Here is a 13,721-nt window from a genome sequence, read left to right on the forward strand (position 1 = left end):
CCCTAGCCTTTCGATCCTAAGACTTCTTTCAATAAAATCCGCAAGCCATCTTCAAAGCGAGTGGAGCATTGAACGCCTAAGGCTTGAGCGAGCTTTTCAACATGCGCAGCGGAATGCGGAATATCTCCTGCTTGCGCATCCTGATGAATCACCTGGAGTTCACGGCCGATGCAGGTCGAAAGGACTTGAATCATGTCTAATAAACTTCGACTCGTTCCAGTGGCCACATGACAGACTCCTGTGGCATCAGATCTGAGAGCTGCGACATTAGCTTTGGCCACATCAGACACAAAGACAAAATCTCGAGTTTGACTTCCATCCCCAAAGACGGTCAGCGGTTGTTGCTGTTCAATGAAATGTATAAACTTACTGATGACGCCGGCATATGGGGATTTCGGATCCTGTCGTGGTCCATACACGTTAAAATAGCGTACGCCAAGCATGGAACAGTTAAACAACGAATGAAATAAGTCAGCGTATTGATCATTGACACTTTTTTCTAACCCATAGGGTGAAATGGGATGAACGGCATCGTCTTCTGCAATGGGTAGTTGTTGAGGATATCCATAAACGGCTGCACTTGAGGCGTAGACCATTCGGTCAACCTGATGTTTTCGTGCAGCTTCGAGTACATTGACAAACCCTTGGATATTGATACTGCATGATTTGGTTGGATGGACCAGAGAGTCCTGAACGGAAACTTGCGCCGCTAAATGCAGGATATGCGTGACATTTGCAACGGCATGGCTGATGTCTTTGACATCTTGAATATCTCCAGACAAGATCTCTAAATTGGGATGACTAGGTAAATTTTGCCGTTTTCCGGTGGAGAAATTATCTAGAACACGAACTCGCGCCCCAATCTTTAATAGCGCTTCTACTGAATGGGAGCCAATAAAACCGGCTCCACCTGTGACAAGTACATACATAAGTCAATTTCCTTCCTAGAGTGAAATGAGCAAGTGGAATGCCAAAGTGGATACTGGAAACCTGTCGATCCACGATGTTCGAATGAACGTATTTCACGTAATTATATTTCTTTTCCTTGAAATCAGGCATGTGGTTGTTCATCAGAAAGTTGATTCTCTATAATACGGTTGACACTTTGTCATATGAGATCTGGTTCAAATGTTTATTACTTACATTATGAGGAGACGATAGGTATGGAAATGTATACTCGCGAAGAGAACGCAACAACTGTTCAAGACGATCCCAAGGCCAAAGATTTACTGCGAGGCGCGTTTGAACGGACCGCGCGTTGGCAACCAGATTTTAACGGGTTTCAGGCCGATCTTCGAATCAATGTCGACGGGAAAGAAACGAAGGGCACCGTTACTGTCAAAAATTCGAAAGATGTGACCGTAGATATTGCCGATGAAGACTTGAAAAAATGGGCACAAAACCAAATTGGGATGATTGCGACTCATCGCGGACCACGAAGCTTTGAAGAATCCGATGGCAAATATGCCTTAACCTTAGAAGGCGACGACAGTCATCCGATGGGACAACGCGTCACCATTAATGGAGATGGCATGGGTTCATGGTATCGTGTTAAAGACAATCGCATTACTCAAATTAATCGAAAGATGCCCTATGTAGCGTTTACGATCAATGTTGAAGATAGTGCGATTACTCAAGATCAAAAAAATCTGACGACCCGATATACGGTGTATTACTTCTCTCCCAAAGATGGATCGTTAACGAATGTTGAAAGTTTCTCCGATACTCACACTCGGATTGGGGCATCCGATTTGCCGGCAACCCGACGGATTATTTCTTACGAAAATAATGCGATTGTGACGAAGACTTTAACCTTTGATAACCATAAAATGCTGTAGGCTTACACGCAGAAGCGAGAAAAGTCGTCTATAGGACTTTTCTCGCTTCTGTTTTCTTTCATTGTTTTTCTCTCCTATGGATCTTCGCACTCAGTATCCCAGAAGTCTAAAAGAACGATTAGGACCGTACGTTCACTTACCACGTATCATAGATAAATGTCGCGCCAAGTGTGCCGGAACACTTGGCGAGTACATCTATCCTTGTCCGCTGGACGCGCGGTTTCTCGATTTCACTGGAATTTCAGGGGATGATCTGCTTGCTGCTGTAGAAATGCGAACAGATGATGAGATCGTTCAGTGGATCTCGCAACATGCGACGCCTCGGACCGCACAAGAAATTCAAGACTGGAATGTCATGATGTTGAACCGGGGTCCGGACTCTGAAGAAAAGTGGGTGTTCTTTCGAGAAGTCAGAGACTCGCTTGATCCAGGACGCCAGGATATTAACGCATGGGCTGACTTGCTGGATTTAGAGGAAGGAAGAAACGTACCTCAGAAACACGGCAAGACATGACTATTCAGATTTTTTCCTTGACAGTTTCTCGAACGTTCGATCCGCTTTCTTTTCTCCGCGCAGTGTCCTGATGAAATGCTGTGACGGAACGATTCTGCTTCATATGCTCATCGCGGTCTGATTGACAATTACCGATGAACTTCTTTTCGTTTTCTTTCAAACAACATGTCCGCCGAATCGCCGATAGGTTAACGTTCACACACAAGATTGCGGATGCTAAACGTCATATCCTTTTCGGCGTGCCCGTCTTTCTTTTGCTAATCGTGAGCGGAGCACTGTCCGGTTGTGGCGCTGAGCATGTCAATTCATCGGATATTATCGACAATCCAACATCTGCCATTATTGTCGTTCCTGGGTACTACGGCACGCGCTTGCTAAGAAGTTCAGATGAACACCTAATTTGGATATCGGCAAGCGAAGCCTTGTTCGGCAATCAACCGTTGACGCTTCCTGTTCCAGGTCTCGAATTAACCAATGCCATTGATTTGCGTCCCGACCTCATACTGGATCAGGTTCCAATCGTTCCGTATATCTATGAAGTTGACGTTTACGGTCCCTTGATCGACATCCTTCGTTCGGAGACTGATCGTGACATGGAAGTCATCGCCTTCTCCTATGATTGGCGAAAAGACTTGATGGATTCTGTGATACGTCTGGATGCCATGATCCAACAGCTCCAAGCAAAAGGGACGCACGATATTGCACTGGTTGCACATAGCCTTGGCGGATTGATTGTCAGTTACTACCTGCGTTACGGCACCCAGGAGATGGGCACAGCTGTTGAAACATGGGAAGGCACAGGTAATATTACAAGAGTGATCATGGCTGGAGTCCCGTTTCTTGGAGTCATGAACTCGTTGCGTAACATGAATTTTGGCGTGACGGTGAAGTTCAATACGTCGATGCTCACGGCAGAAGCCTACTCTTCATTTCCTTCTAGCTACTATACATTACCGTTTCTTGATACCGATCAACTTCTCTCCCCTACCCTAGAACCGTTAACACAGATGATTCGAAATCCAGAGAATTGGAAGCAGTCTGGATGGGGGTTACTGAGCAAGCCTCAAAACATGTCTGCTGAAATCATGAGGCGTCGTGCTGACTACACTTCGTTTTGGCTTCGTCGCTCACAGCAGTTCCTTGGGTTGCTTCGTACTCCGAGGCAATCTTCAACCCCAAACCGCCTCCCTCTGTTGTATTTGTATGCGAAGGGTCGACCGACCTTAGCGAATGGAGTATGGATGAAAAAGAATGGGCAAGGTCCTAACTCACTGTATTTTGATAATGGAAACCCAGAAAAACTTCCTCGGGCGATCGATCCGGCTATATTATATGAGGATGGTGACGAGACGGTCACGGTCCGTTCAGCGTTGCTCCCCGCGGCCTATCAGGAATCATTTAGTACAACAGTTCGAGAATACGATGTTGGTCATACCGAATTCGTGACCGATACTCAGACTTTACAAGATATGATTTCATTTCTTAACAATCCTTAGTGCTGTCAGTCCTGATGTGCTGTTCCTGATAGGGCTTTTGGCTTAAGGATCTACGTATTGTTTTTCTGCTAGAGTGCGCTTCTTATGGAAATTGGTATCGTTGGTCTTCCAAATGTGGGTAAATCCACAATTTTTAATGCCCTGACATCCGGCACCGCCGCTGCGTCGAATTACCCCTTCACCACCATCGAACCAAATGTTGGAGTCGTCGGTGTTCCCGATGCTCGTTTAACCCGTCTCACCGAGATCTTTCATCCCAAAAAGACGATTCCTGCTTCGTGTCGCTTTGTCGACATCGCCGGATTAGTGAAAGGGGCGGCTCAAGGGGAAGGTCTTGGGAATAAGTTTCTTGCGAACATTCGAGAAGTGGACGCGATACTTCATATGGTGCGTCTTTTTGAAGATAAGGAAGTCGTCCATACCATGGGGAGCGTGGATCCGAAGCGCGATATTGAAGTCATCGAAACTGAGCTAATGCTTGCAGACCTCGACAGTATCTCTCGGCAATATGACAAAGTGTCAGGGAAAGCCCGTGCTGGAGACAAACTTTCAAAAGACACACTTGAAATTCTGGATACGCTCAAAAACGGGCTTGAAGCCGGGACGCCCGCGCGTCAGCTTGGCCTTGACCCTGAATTGCTGAAACCCTACTTCCTCTTAACCACACACCCAATTTTGTATGTTGGCAATACTGATGAAAGCCCAGATGCGGCTGTTATTGCTGACTTTCAAGCATTTGCAGAGGCACGCGGCTCAAAATCTGTGGTCTTGTGTGGGAAGCTGGAAAGTGAAATTGCTGAGCTTTCCGGTGAGGATCGAGAAATGTTTATGAACGACTTGGGGATGGAACACAGCGGCCTCGAAAAAGTTATTGTTGCCGCCTATGTGACGCTGGGACTCTGCTCGTACTTTACGGGAGGTCCCCAAGAGGTTCGCGGGTGGACGATTCCTGTTGGAACGAAAGCACCACAAGCCGCCGGTGTTATCCATTCAGATTTTGAGAAAGGGTTTATCAAGGCGGATATCTACCACTATTCCGATATCGATCAACATGGCTTGGAAGTGACGCTTCGTGAAAAAGGATTGATCCGTTCGGAAGGCAAAGAATACGTGGTCAAAGATGGAGATGTCTGTCACTTTAAGTTCAATGTGTAAATCGTCTTTGTCGAGGCTGCAACTTCTACATTGTCGATCCCAAATCGGTCAATCCGTCGATTCTCTCTACATTACAAATCAAGCATGTCGCAGATGTTTTGGGCTCAATCTTCAAAATAGTCTCAGGTTTTATTCAATAAGAGGACTTTGGGTTGGCGCATTGAGATCATGACGGGCTTGATCTTCGAGCCAATTGGCTTCGGCCACCCGATTCAGATGCCGTAGGAGTTCCGCGTACTGCATCCGTATTGATTGTGTTTGATGATGCGCGACAGGCAATTCAGTTTTCCCAATCTTCAAGGCACGCTTATAATATTTTTCTGAACGCTCAAACTCTTTTTGTGCTTGACTGACATGTGCTAAATCCAAGAGTGCTGGAATGAGATGGGGATGGCTGTCTCCTAAGACCTGTTCCATAATTGTCAGACTTCGTTGGTACAGACGTTCAGCCTGAGCAAAGCGCCCACGCTTTCGATGAAAGATTCCCAGGTTCGTGAGACCGAGAACCAAATCTGGATGATTGGGACCTTGTATCTGCTCGACAATCGTTAGAGATTGGAGATAATGCAATTCCGCTTCATCGTATCGGTTGAGTCCTTCATAGGCGGCTGCCAGATTATTTAAGGTGATGGCTTCTTGTGCGCGAGGCTGGGTGTCGGTCTCTAGACTTGAAATGGCATCGTGGAAAAGCTGAATGGCTTGTTCGTAGTGTTGTTGTCGATAGGCTTTGAGGCCTTCTGCATTTTTGGTCGTCCAAACATCGTGACTTGATCCAACCGCACTGTGACCATCTGCCACACTCATAAATACGATTAGAAACGAGACTAGCAATACTAAGTTTGGATGAACTCTCATCTCGTCCTTTCAGACAAATCGTCATCATCATGAGCATGCATGGGTCATACAGACAATAGGCACTCGTCAATTGTAACAGATCGTGAATGAGGTGAGCTAAGTCAAGGGTGCAGGTGAGGACAGTTGAAACATCCATTTCCACATCCCGACCCCTATTGAGGCACCAATACCGTCAGCCAACACATCCCACGCATCGGCTTGACGCAATGGCACGAAGGCTTGATGGATTTCATCAGTGATGCCGAACATCGCTGATGCCATAATTGCTAGGAACGGGGCATAGCGCATCCAATCGGCGGTCGCAGTGTGGAGAAGGGCTCGATAACAGAGAATAGCGAGAATGGCATATTCGATGGCATGGATGATTTTATCATCAAATCCGGGAAAGATGGTAATGAAGTCAACTCCAGGGGAGGATAATGACGAGAGAAAGACGATCAAGCCTGCATAAAGGATGATCGGAAGCCAGTATGTCCAGAAATGTGTCCGTGATTTTTTTTTAGTTATAACGGTCATTAAGGAAATCTTAATTATAAACAACGAGTACGTGTATCAAGTGATCATTTGAAAGAGAATTGTATTCTTGTTCATGCAGCTGACGTAAACTGTCTCGTGAACATGTGGGAGATAAAAAGATTGAGCAAAGTCAATGCATATAATTTACCACTTGACTGGAAGCAGTGTTTTCGCTAGCTTGAAATACGTAACACAGCAATCGTCTAGTATTCAAGGTCGAAGGCGCTCCAAAAGGATCGTGCGGGTTCACTCGCAGCCTCTTTCCAACTCATGCTACCTAAACTGAATCCAGGTGTTCGTCTTGACGAACTTGCCCAATGCATTCAAGGCCACGTACATGGGGATGGAGACGTGCTATTGACCGGCGTGGCAAGTCTTGAACAAGCTGAAGCAGGAGATTTGGTGTTTGTCACTGACTCGAGTCTTTCTTCGTTAGCTCGTCAATCCCATGCATCAGCTTTTATCATTTCTCAAGCCGTTGAAGACGAATCTCGTCCCCAACTGATCACGCCTAATCCGCTCTATGCCTTTGCCCTCCTCACTCAGCGGTATTTTCTTCCCTCCATAGCTCGCCACGGAATTGCTGATACGGTGGTGAAAGGTCACGATGTTCGTATTGGTCCAGACACATCCATCGGCGCGTTTGTCACGCTTGGAGATCGCGTTCAACTTGGGGCACGTGTGACGCTCTACCCAGGCGTGGTGATAGGACATGATGTGGTCATTGGTGATGATTCGATTCTGTATCCGAACGTGATCGTCTTAGATGGTTGTCAGATTGGCGCACGCGTCATTGTGCAGTGTGGCTCTGTTATCGGTAGTGATGGATTTGGATATGTGGAACACCAAGGACGACATCAAAAAATTCCACAACTAGGCAGTGTCGTGATTGAGGATGATGTTGAGCTGGGAGCCAATGTCACGGTTGATCGCGCAACATTTGGCTTTACCACTATTAAGCGTGGCACGAAGGTCGACAATCAAGTTCAAATTGCCCATAACGTACATATTGGTGAAGATTGCATTCTTGTGGCACAGGTTGGAATTGCTGGAAGTACGACGGTGGGACACCATGTGCTCATCGGTGGACAAGCGGGTCTTACTGACCATTTGACGATTGGAGATCAAGCCAAAATTGCAGCTGGTTCTGGAGTCAGCCGATCAGTCAAAGCAGGGAAAGCCGTTGGTGGCTCTATGGCCTTTGACTATACATCATGGCTGAAAGTTCAAGCGCTCATTCAACGATTGCCGGAGATGCGCAAAGAAATTCAAGAACTCAAAGCCAAACTGGCTGATCGTGAGGCAACTCAGTAACAAGCCTCTTCGATACTTATATTTTACTCTTCTTCCCCTTTTTCCCGGGAGGAAGAATAATGCCTTTCCAAAAAAACATTTTAGCCCAAAAGTATCCAGCCCAGGGTAAGGCAAATGCCGGAACCGGGTCGACCAGACCGGCCAATACGGTCACGATGGATAGACCAATAAACAGAATAATTCCTAATATGTACCAGAGCGGAATGAGACCGCGTCCCCGGTGTTCAACCGGTGCCTCAACTGTTGCTCGTCTGGCTTTTTGAACAGACCGCTGTGTGGCCGTTTTCATTCGACTGGCAAAGAAAGCCGGAAACTCACGCAACAGAAATTGGTGATACTTGGTTTGCGCCAATCCCACCAGCACTCCAATCACCAATAGGCCTGAACTTGAGGTGAAGGTTTCCCATGAATAGCCTCCATTCCAAAGTTGCACAAGAAGTCCAATAACTCCTACGACCATCGTGATCAAACCGGTCATGCCTGCAGGAAAGAGAATGTGGGTTCGCACATAATCGTGGGCCCTTTCGACTTCGCCTTGCACTTTTCGTGTGGTAATGACTTTGGCCATGACTCCTAGATCCTTCTAGCCTGAATGCCTAATTGTGTGAGCGTGATGCACATTGTACCCAATCGGTATGGATAAACAGATTTCTTGGGTGTTCTCTTGAGATGAATGTGTGCAAAGAGGCATGTCATGAATCTGAGTGTTTTCCATTGTTCAAGTCAGATTCATCGATCAGTGAATCCTCTTCCGGAATCCGGTATTGCTCAGTCAACCATCCGTTCAAGTCAAGAAAACGGCATCGTTCTGAGCAAAATGGACGAAAAGGATTGCCGTTCCAGGTTATTGGATTGTGACAAGTTGGACAACGCATCGTTCACCCGTTCGTGCTTTTTGTTCTCTGAATGATCAGACATGAAACTGCGCTTCATATAAATCTGTATACATTCCACCTTGCTCAAGAAGCTGTACATGATTCCCCTCTTCGACAATTTGACCATGCTGTAAGACCACAATGCGATCAACATTGTGCAAAGTCGACAATCGATGGGCAATCACAAAGGTCGTTCGTCCTTGGATGAGGTGCGTTAAGGCTTCTCGGATTTTGACTTCCGTCTCAGTATCAATATTGCTAGTGGCTTCATCAAATATCACAAGAGGCGGATCTTTCAGGAGCACTCGTGCGATAGAGACCCGCTGTTTTTGACCGACCGACAGTTTGACGCCGCGTTCGCCTATCCAGGTGTCGTAGCCTTCCGGAAGCTCGATGATAAATTCATGCGCTCGTGCGGCCTTCGCAACCGCTTCAATCTGCTCCTGTGTCGCATGCAGATCGCCATAGGCAATATTCTGTCGAACCGTCCCATTAAATAAGAATGGCTCTTGTTGAACCAATCCAATTTGGTTTCGTAGATACGCAAGCGGAAGATCCCGAATGTCATGTCCGTCCATCGTAATGGCCCCTGCCTTGACATCATAAAACCGCATGAGCAATTTAATGATGGTACTTTTTCCTGCGCCACTGTGGCCAACCAAGGCCACTTGCTGACCGGCGGCCACCGTTAAAGAAATATCTCGCAAGACCGGAACATCCTCACGGTAAAAAAAAGAGACGCGTTGAAGGGCCACAGTTCCTTGCAACCGAGTGGTCGTGGGGTGAACGGATGGTTGGTCAATCACCTCCGGTTTAAAGTCTAAGACTTCAAACACTCGCTCACTGGCGGCCAAGGCATGCTGCAATAAATGATTGACTGAATGAATTTGATTTACGGGAGTATAAAATAATACCAAGTACGATAAAAACATGACCAATTCACCCAAGGTCAGTTGCCCCTGCATCACTTGTTGAGAGCCATACCATAAAATGAGGACCGTTCCGAGACTCCCAACAAAGATCATACTCGGAGAATACACCGACCAGAGATACATGGCCTTCAGGTTTGAACGACTGTAGTCATAACTTCGTTTGGTGAACCGTTCCTGTTCATAGGTGTGACGGTTAAATCCCATCGTTTCTCGAATGCCTGATAAGGCATCTTGCAAATACGCATTGAGGTCAGCGGCATCTCGACGGATATCGTGGTAATAGCCATGAACCCGTTTCGTAAACCAGATCCCCGCCATAATAAGGATTGGCACAGGCACGAGCACTAAGCATGCCAACTTCCAATTGAGAGTAAAGAGAATGATGGTGATGCCAATTAACGTGAGTGAGGCTGTCAACATTCCTTCAAGTCCATCAATGAAAATACGTTCAACGTGTTCGGTGTCATTGGTCACTCGCGACATAATTTCCCCTGTTGACCGATTTTCAAAGTAATTTAATGAGAGACGTTGTAGGGCAGAAAACACTTGCCCGCGTAATTCAAAGACTACTTGTTGTTCTAATTTATTATTGAACCTGATTCGTAGCGAATTAAAGAGGTTTTTGAAGGTATAGGCCAAAAATAATCCAACGAGGACTTGCGGAAGCAAATCAATATCATGATTGGGAATGACCTCGTCAATCACAATTTTTATGAGCCAGGGAGGAAGAAGGTCAAGAGCTGTCGCGAGCGTGGCACAGAGAAATGTTCCAAAAACCAGTGATCGGTGCGGAGCGAGGTAGGAAAGAATTCGGGCTAAGGGTTTCACAAAGACTCAACTATTCTTTCCAGCATACGCGGTTCGTTTACGGTCGGGACAACAGGTACAACAGAGTGATTGGGTGTTCGTTCGTACGAACTGAGGTGTTTAAATGATTGTGGCAGGCTCTTTTTGCCAATAGGTTTCAAACTCTTGCAATTGCGTCAATGTTGACATGTCGGCCATGCGATCGATAAACAGTTTGCCGAGCAAGTGATCCATTTCATGCTGTATACACACCGCATAGAGGCCATGAGCTTCCCAATCCTGTAAGTTGCCATGTTGATCGAGGGCTTGTACGCGGATCATGGAAGGACGAGTCACCTGGCCCTGAAGCCCATCAATGCTCAGGCAGCCTTCCCACATTTCTGTTTGTTGTGGTCCATAAAAGACAATTTTCGGATTGATTAACACGGTCCTGGGAAAACCATTGTCCCCCCCACATTCCATGACGACCACCTGCTCTGATCGTGAGACTTGGGGGGCGGCCAATCCAATGCCATTATTCTCAACCATGGTCTCAAACATGTCAGCAATAAATTCCTGAAATTCCACACTTTTAATGCGATTGGTCTCTACGGGTTCTGCAATCCTCCTCAAAATCGGATTTCCGACCTTGGCTATCGGTAGTAAGCCCATTCTCTTCTCCCTATGGTGTGGTCATTTGTTTACTTGCACGTCTCTATTGGATCACGTGTTAGATGAGTATATCAACTTGACGGTGAAGCAAATGGATGTTTTTGAGATTTCGATGGCTCCAATCGATTTTCATTCTCTTTTAACCACGCTGACCATTCCTTGCTCCATGCCTTCCGGTCCTTTTCAGTAGACATTTCCCAATCATGAGAGGTTCCAGAAAATCCTGTGAGTCTCCAAAAGGATTCTAGCGCCGTGATTGAGACAAACTTTTCAGGGTCTCCAATGGTTTCAATTAAAATTGGAAGTACTTCTTTTTGTCTCACGTTTCTGGCTTCAAACGCGGCCGTCCTGCGAATAGTCGAATTATCATCTTTGACCATTTTCTTGAGGGCCGGATGAACTTTTTGAGAATCTAGGCGAGTCGCAACCCGTATCGCGTGGCTTCGCACACGAGAAATATCCTCTGAGTTTGTTGCAACGTCCAGAAGCGCTGGTACCGCTGAAGGATCTTTGATCATTGAAAGAGTTTCAATCGCATTATATCGTATACGTGGCCCAGGCATCTTTAAGGCTTTGACGACAAATGGCACTGAATGTTTGGCATAATGCACAAATTCGCCCATCACCCAGAGTTCCTGCTTCCCGGCTAACAGCGGAACGAGCGAATCCAAACGGTCACGATCCTTCTGGGTTAATACCTCGGGGGCCGGGGTCGCTTTCGGGATGTCTGGAAATTCCGCTTTGGGAGGTGGGGCATAGCCCTGGATAAGAATGCTTCGTGCAGACTGTTGTTCTGTTTCCGCGCTCGCCCAACCGCAAAAGGTTGCAACACTGGCCATGAGGAGTATGAGTATTGGCCATGTTGTCCACTTAGTCCTTATCAACATCGTGCGTCCCCACTTGAAGTCTCATAATTTGAAAGAAATTCATCTTTAATGATAATTAGGCCAGTCTAGTAGGTTCGACCTAAAGTGGTCAAGATTGAACGAAACACCAACGATAAGGCACACCTCCGATGCTTCCCCACAAACTCGGACACGGGGTTCAGCTGCCTTCTCAAAGACTATCAAGATTCGATGTCTCTAGCCGATTGTCCTAGGTTTCAATGTACTCAAAGAGACTGAATTTGGCCATGCGCCATGACATGTATCGTTCGTATGGACGAATGTGACTTTTGGGGAGTGCCAGAAGCTCTTTGTGACGGCAATATCTTAGCAATTTGTTTTATGACCCATAACCACAGCGTAGCCTATGATTTCTCAGCAATCTCTGATAGCGTTTTGCCCAGAACTGACTGCCACGATCAGAGGGGAGGATCGTGGTTTCTGGGAAGAAGTGGTGCCGAAACAATCCCATCATCAGGACGTCACACATCAGTTGGTGTGTCATCCGACGGTTCATTGCCCACCCCACGATGGCTCGTGAGTAGGGCTTTATTCCCAACCCCACGACCTTTTGCTTCAACTCCTGACTGGGATGTCTGCATGTTTATTTCATGTAACACTTCGTTGCGAATCGATATATATTTCTTAATTCGGTATTCGATATCGTGAGGGGAAAATCAAATTGATTGCACTCAACTCCCTAATACATACCGACGCCTGCATCGGGTCCACAGGTGTTGTGATGTACATTGGAATTAGCGATATGTTTTTATTGCAAATTTGCTTACTGAATAAGCAGGAAGCCTGAGCTTGCCCACCTTATAGTATTGGTGTTCGTCTTTCGGAAGCCTAGCAATGCCCGTTTACACAATTGACGTTTGATGTCATCACAACTATGCTGAAAAAGTCAGCAAGATTTTAAAAGCGAGTAAACGATGACCTTCTCATCCTTTTGAATATTTGAACATGAATCGCCAATATACACACTCAACCGTATCTTTACGCGTGCGTACGGTTCGTTTCACATCACAAGTTATTCGTTTTGTAACGAGCGTAGGCTCGCACGACCAATGAAAATTCACGATGAAAGGGTTGCTCACGAATGATTGCGGGACTCATTATCACTCTTATTTTCTTCTTAGCTGCCTGTTCGCCAAGTGTTGTCGTGAAAAGTCCAACATCGGTTGGCTCACCAGGGACAACGGTTGGTCAAGTTGGACCAACGCTTATGAAGGAGTACATTATTCAACCAGGCGATGAATTAGACATAAAATTCTTCTACAACCCTGATTTAAATGAACTTGTGACAGTGCGGCCAGACGGTCGTATTTCCTTACAATTAGTTGGAGAAACCATTGCTGCGGGACGTACACCTTATTCACTGACGGAACTCTTAAAAAAAGAGTATGATCGAGAGCTGAAACAACCTGAAATTACTGTCATTGTCCGTTCCTTCGGTGCGAGAATTTTCGTTGATGGGGAAGTGGAAAAGCCTGGAGAGCTCGAGCTCACGGGTCCGTTAACCGTGATGCAAGCAATTTCACGGGCTGAAGGGGCCACCGATGAAGCTTGGGATCAAGCGTTAATCATTCGACGGATTCAAGGCAAACAGCCATTCGTCATTGCCATAGACATCAAGTCCGTCCTCTCAGGTGAGGATTTTAGCCAGGATATCGGACTTGTGCCATTTGACATTGTCTATGTCCCTCGATCTCCTATTGCGGACGTTAATCTTTGGGTTGATCAATATATTCGTCAAAATATTCCAATAAGGTTTGGGGCCTTTTTCCCACTTAATTAAGCGGAATAAAAAAGTTTTGAAGCTATTCATATTGGAGCGAAGACGGAAAGAACTCATCGATACATGCGGATAAGTTCCTTCAA

At 46.3% G+C, this 13,721-nt stretch carries 15 protein-coding genes; 6 read left to right on the top strand and 9 right to left on the bottom strand.

The features are described 5' to 3' along the window. Window positions 1-2: 2 nt before the first annotated feature. Entirely contained in the window at window positions 3-929 is a 927-nt protein-coding gene (locus tag ACWQXP_RS04410; protein WP_454061633.1) for an NAD-dependent epimerase/dehydratase family protein, read from the bottom strand. A 234-nt stretch (window positions 930-1,163) separates the two neighbouring features. On the opposite strand from ACWQXP_RS04410, the gene ACWQXP_RS04415 reads away from it, so the two are divergent. The 4 genes from ACWQXP_RS04415 (at window position 1,164) to ychF (ending at window position 5,003) form a co-directional block, all read left to right on the top strand. Beyond that, window positions 1,164-1,838: a DUF3386 family protein gene (locus ACWQXP_RS04415; RefSeq protein ID WP_454061634.1), complete on the top strand. Its 675-nt coding sequence runs from the start codon at window positions 1,164-1,166 to the stop codon at window positions 1,836-1,838. A 76-nt stretch (window positions 1,839-1,914) separates the two neighbouring features. Then, window positions 1,915-2,352 carry a DUF5069 domain-containing protein gene (locus ACWQXP_RS04420; RefSeq protein WP_454061635.1) on the top strand — a complete coding sequence of 146 codons (438 nt, stop codon included), beginning with the start codon at window positions 1,915-1,917 and terminating at the stop codon, window positions 2,350-2,352. 134 nt (window positions 2,353-2,486) lie between these two features. Beyond that, complete coding sequence (locus ACWQXP_RS04425) at window positions 2,487-3,848, top strand: lipase/acyltransferase domain-containing protein (protein ID WP_454061636.1); 1,362 nt, start codon at window positions 2,487-2,489, stop codon at window positions 3,846-3,848. Window positions 3,849-3,932: 84 nt separating this feature from the next. Further along, window positions 3,933-5,003: a redox-regulated ATPase YchF gene (gene ychF / locus ACWQXP_RS04430; RefSeq protein WP_454061637.1), complete on the top strand. Its 1,071-nt coding sequence runs from the start codon at window positions 3,933-3,935 to the stop codon at window positions 5,001-5,003. A gap of 129 nt (window positions 5,004-5,132) precedes the next feature. Here the strand turns inward: ychF and ACWQXP_RS04435 are convergent, their stop codons facing one another. Together ACWQXP_RS04435 and ACWQXP_RS04440 are read right to left on the bottom strand one after the other, a co-directional pair. Next, window positions 5,133-5,858: a tetratricopeptide repeat protein gene (locus tag ACWQXP_RS04435; RefSeq protein WP_454061638.1), complete on the bottom strand. Its 726-nt coding sequence runs from the start codon at window positions 5,856-5,858 to the stop codon at window positions 5,133-5,135. 96 nt (window positions 5,859-5,954) lie between these two features. Then, the gene (locus ACWQXP_RS04440; RefSeq protein WP_454061639.1) at window positions 5,955-6,374 is read right to left on the bottom strand and encodes a VanZ family protein; all 420 of its coding nucleotides are present in this window, start codon (window positions 6,372-6,374) and stop codon (window positions 5,955-5,957) included. A gap of 270 nt (window positions 6,375-6,644) precedes the next feature. Here ACWQXP_RS04440 and lpxD point away from each other — a divergent pair, with 270 nt between their 5' ends. Then, window positions 6,645-7,688, top strand: coding sequence for a UDP-3-O-(3-hydroxymyristoyl)glucosamine N-acyltransferase (lpxD, locus tag ACWQXP_RS04445; RefSeq protein ID WP_454061640.1), 1,044 nt, complete (start codon window positions 6,645-6,647; stop codon window positions 7,686-7,688). A 16-nt stretch (window positions 7,689-7,704) separates the two neighbouring features. Here the strand turns inward: lpxD and ACWQXP_RS04450 are convergent, their stop codons facing one another. The 6 genes from ACWQXP_RS04450 to ACWQXP_RS04475 all read right to left on the bottom strand — a co-directional run bounded on the left by ACWQXP_RS04450 (window position 7,705) and on the right by ACWQXP_RS04475 (window position 12,354). Further along, on the bottom strand, window positions 7,705-8,256 hold the full coding sequence (locus ACWQXP_RS04450) for a hypothetical protein (RefSeq protein WP_454061641.1): 552 nt from the start codon (window positions 8,254-8,256) through the stop codon (window positions 7,705-7,707). A 124-nt stretch (window positions 8,257-8,380) separates the two neighbouring features. Further along, entirely contained in the window at window positions 8,381-8,563 is a 183-nt protein-coding gene (locus ACWQXP_RS04455; protein WP_454061642.1) for a DNA gyrase inhibitor YacG, read from the bottom strand. Window positions 8,564-8,598: 35 nt separating this feature from the next. Beyond that, complete coding sequence (locus ACWQXP_RS04460) at window positions 8,599-10,323, bottom strand: ABC transporter ATP-binding protein (protein ID WP_454061643.1); 1,725 nt, start codon at window positions 10,321-10,323, stop codon at window positions 8,599-8,601. A 99-nt stretch (window positions 10,324-10,422) separates the two neighbouring features. Continuing rightward, window positions 10,423-10,953 (bottom strand): peptide deformylase, encoded by a 531-nt coding sequence (gene def, locus ACWQXP_RS04465; protein WP_454061644.1) that lies wholly within the window; start codon window positions 10,951-10,953, stop codon window positions 10,423-10,425. Between the two features lie 71 nt (window positions 10,954-11,024). After that, a complete protein-coding gene (locus ACWQXP_RS04470) occupies window positions 11,025-11,840 on the bottom strand; it encodes a HEAT repeat domain-containing protein (protein ID WP_454061645.1) in 816 nt (271 codons plus the stop codon). A gap of 337 nt (window positions 11,841-12,177) precedes the next feature. Continuing rightward, window positions 12,178-12,354 carry a hypothetical protein gene (locus ACWQXP_RS04475; protein ID WP_454061646.1) on the bottom strand — a complete coding sequence of 59 codons (177 nt, stop codon included), beginning with the start codon at window positions 12,352-12,354 and terminating at the stop codon, window positions 12,178-12,180. Window positions 12,355-12,939: 585 nt separating this feature from the next. Here ACWQXP_RS04475 and ACWQXP_RS04480 point away from each other — a divergent pair. Continuing rightward, on the top strand, window positions 12,940-13,638 hold the full coding sequence (locus tag ACWQXP_RS04480) for a polysaccharide biosynthesis/export family protein (protein WP_454061647.1): 699 nt from the start codon (window positions 12,940-12,942) through the stop codon (window positions 13,636-13,638). Window positions 13,639-13,721: the final 83 nt, after the last annotated feature.

The sequence above is a fragment of the Candidatus Nitrospira salsa genome (assembly GCF_965152625.1).

Excerpts from the sequence above, each read along its gene's own strand:
- ACWQXP_RS04435 (WP_454061638.1), bottom strand. The coding sequence starts at position 5,858 with ATGAGAGTTCATCCAAACTTAGTATTGCTAGTCTCGTTTCTAATCGTA.
- ACWQXP_RS04415 (WP_454061634.1), top strand. The coding sequence starts at position 1,164 with ATGGAAATGTATACTCGCGAAGAGAACGCAACAACTGTTCAAGACGAT.
- ACWQXP_RS04440 (WP_454061639.1), bottom strand. The coding sequence starts at position 6,374 with ATGACCGTTATAACTAAAAAAAAATCACGGACACATTTCTGGACATAC.
- lpxD (WP_454061640.1), top strand. The coding sequence starts at position 6,645 with ATGCTACCTAAACTGAATCCAGGTGTTCGTCTTGACGAACTTGCCCAA.
- ACWQXP_RS04450 (WP_454061641.1), bottom strand. The coding sequence starts at position 8,256 with ATGGCCAAAGTCATTACCACACGAAAAGTGCAAGGCGAAGTCGAAAGG.
- ACWQXP_RS04410 (WP_454061633.1), bottom strand. The coding sequence starts at position 929 with ATGTATGTACTTGTCACAGGTGGAGCCGGTTTTATTGGCTCCCATTCA.
- ACWQXP_RS04455 (WP_454061642.1), bottom strand. The coding sequence starts at position 8,563 with ATGCGTTGTCCAACTTGTCACAATCCAATAACCTGGAACGGCAATCCT.
- ACWQXP_RS04475 (WP_454061646.1), bottom strand. The coding sequence starts at position 12,354 with ATGAACCGTCGGATGACACACCAACTGATGTGTGACGTCCTGATGATG.
- ACWQXP_RS04480 (WP_454061647.1), top strand. The coding sequence starts at position 12,940 with ATGATTGCGGGACTCATTATCACTCTTATTTTCTTCTTAGCTGCCTGT.
- ychF (WP_454061637.1), top strand. The coding sequence starts at position 3,933 with ATGGAAATTGGTATCGTTGGTCTTCCAAATGTGGGTAAATCCACAATT.
- ACWQXP_RS04470 (WP_454061645.1), bottom strand. The coding sequence starts at position 11,840 with ATGTTGATAAGGACTAAGTGGACAACATGGCCAATACTCATACTCCTC.
- def (WP_454061644.1), bottom strand. The coding sequence starts at position 10,953 with ATGGGCTTACTACCGATAGCCAAGGTCGGAAATCCGATTTTGAGGAGG.
- ACWQXP_RS04425 (WP_454061636.1), top strand. The coding sequence starts at position 2,487 with ATGAACTTCTTTTCGTTTTCTTTCAAACAACATGTCCGCCGAATCGCC.
- ACWQXP_RS04420 (WP_454061635.1), top strand. The coding sequence starts at position 1,915 with ATGGATCTTCGCACTCAGTATCCCAGAAGTCTAAAAGAACGATTAGGA.